This is a genomic window from Arthrobacter sp. 2YAF22_2, assembly GCF_052114645.1.
Lineage (GTDB): Bacteria > Actinomycetota > Actinomycetes > Actinomycetales > Micrococcaceae > Arthrobacter.
In genome coordinates this window covers 1-2145 of record NZ_JBFRFD010000570.1, presented here as the reverse complement: position 1 = coordinate 2145, position 2145 = coordinate 1, and the positions used below count along the sequence as shown (strand labels likewise).

Genomic DNA, 2145 nt, shown 5'->3' with positions numbered 1-2145 from the left:
CGCTCCGCCGTCGCATTCGCTTCGGAAAAGGACTCGTCATCTCTCGCGAGAGTCATGAGGAAAGTCGCCTTGTACTGCCAGCCGATCGCCTGGGACCGAGCGGAACCAACCTGAGTGCTCCATGAGATGACTCGCTCGATGTGGTCGAGCGCCTCCTTCGCTTTCCCCGCCCGACGAAGCGTCTTCGCATAGGGAATAAGGAATCGGTGACTCGCCACGCGGCTGTCCACAGTGTCGATAGCCTGACGGTAGAGGCTCTCCGCGACCGAGAGATCGCCGGACACCCGCGACAGCTTCGCCTTATTCCTCAGTGCCCGAGCCCGCAGAGGGCCGGGAGAGAGGTCGGCGCGCATGGCGAACGCTTTGTCGACGTGTGCGATGTATTGGATCCGGTGATTCTCAGCGTTGTCTGGTGCGATACCCGCTTGCCGCTCGTACTGCCGGCCGTGAAGTTCGGCCAGATCACACAATACTTCACACAGAGCCTGAGTGTCGTCGAGCGCCTCAGCAAGTCGTCGACTCTCTTCGTAGGCTTGGAGCGCCTGGTCGATTTCCCCCTCGAAAAGCAGCACATCACCGAACAAGCCAAGTGCGACCGCCCGAATTGAGGAGGGATTCTCTGCACCAGTCAGCTTTGCGAGCAGCCGCCCTGCATCCGCAACCTGGCTCGCACTTATATATGCATTCACTAGCTCAAGCTGGATTGAAGCCCGTGAGTCGTCCCCGTCAAACACGACTCCGTCAGAAGACTCGAGTACTTTGCCGAATAGCGCGGCCGCCTCAGACGACGCACCCGTGGCCTGCGCGTTGCGTGCCGCCCGGAGAAGATATGGGAAGGCATCCGCATGCTTGGCGGCCAGATACAGGTGCTCTCCGATCAAGGCGTCCCAGTCCTCGTTCGAGCTCGCGCGCAAATTGGAGATGACCTCTGCAACCTGAGCGTGAAGCCGGCGCTTACGCAAACCGCTGAGCTGGGCGTATAGCACGTCGCGGATCTTGCCGTGGGAGAACTCAAAGGACTCGTCATTTGTCTGGAGTTCACGAATTAAGTCGACGTCGAGAAACTTCTCCAGATCGCGCAGGAGTTCGTCCTCGCCTGCCTCCATCAGTCCGTGAAGCACGGCGAAAGCGAATCGCCGCCCGACGACTGCAGCGAGCTCAAGTTCGTGCCGTTCCTCGACGTCGAGCAGGTTCAGTCGGGAGGCGATGACCTCTTCCACGGAGTCGGGAATGTCCCATGAACCGATATCACCGTCGAATAACCAGACATCGTCGACCCGGCTCAGCGAGACGCGACCTGACCTCGGGTCAGGTGAGCAGAGCATCCGGATTAGCTCACGGGTAAAGAGTGGATTGCCTTCGGTCTCTTCGTAGAGCTTCTTTGTGACCGCGTCCGGCAGGTTCGTGGGACCGCCCAGCAATGACTCCAAAAGCGCCCCGAAGCCCGCTATGTCAAAGCCCCGGATCTCGTGATTCTGGTAGATCCCTTCCATACGTCGCGCCGAAGCTATGACAGGACGGACAGGATGCGCCGGTTCCGCCACCCGGTCGGAGCGAAAAGCTCCGAGAATAACGACGGGTCCTTCGCTCAGGCGCGAGACCAGGCAGATCAGTGCGTCGGCGCTGCCGACGTCCAGATGTTCGAGGTCATCGATGAACAGCAGCTTCGGGGAGGAGCCACCTACGCGATAGGCTCCCATAATCACATTCGTGAAGGTGGCAACGATGGCCTCTCGACGGCTAGACGGGTCAGCAGAGATGGATTCGCTCACCGCCGCCATCTCGACTTCGGACGAACCGCCGCCGAACTGCTCTGCTACGACTTCTCCCACAGATCGACCGTCGGCCATCTGCCGTACGAGCTCCCGCACCGGGAAATAGCTCATGCCTTCATGAAAGGGTTCGCACGCCGTGCGGACGCAGTCATATCCCAGCTGCTCCGCCGCCATCAACACGGCCTCGGCAAGTGCCGACTTTCCCGCGCCGCTGGCGCCACTGAGCATGATCACCGCCCCCGCCGGACCAACTTCTCGTTTGCTCACGCGCTCGAGTGTCCGATTGATAGCTGCCAACTCAGCGTCGCGGCCATACAACCCGCCGACAATATTGCGATTCACCGACACCCCATACGCCCCACATCGCACC

General features: G+C 60.6%; 1 protein-coding gene. It reads right to left on the bottom strand.

Annotation, left to right across the window (positions count from 1 at the left end):
- Positions 1-2117: ATP-binding protein (locus AB4Y86_RS17395; protein WP_441403416.1), on the bottom strand; the 2117-nt coding region annotated here is incomplete at its 3' end.
- Between the last annotated feature and the right edge of the window lie 28 nt (positions 2118-2145).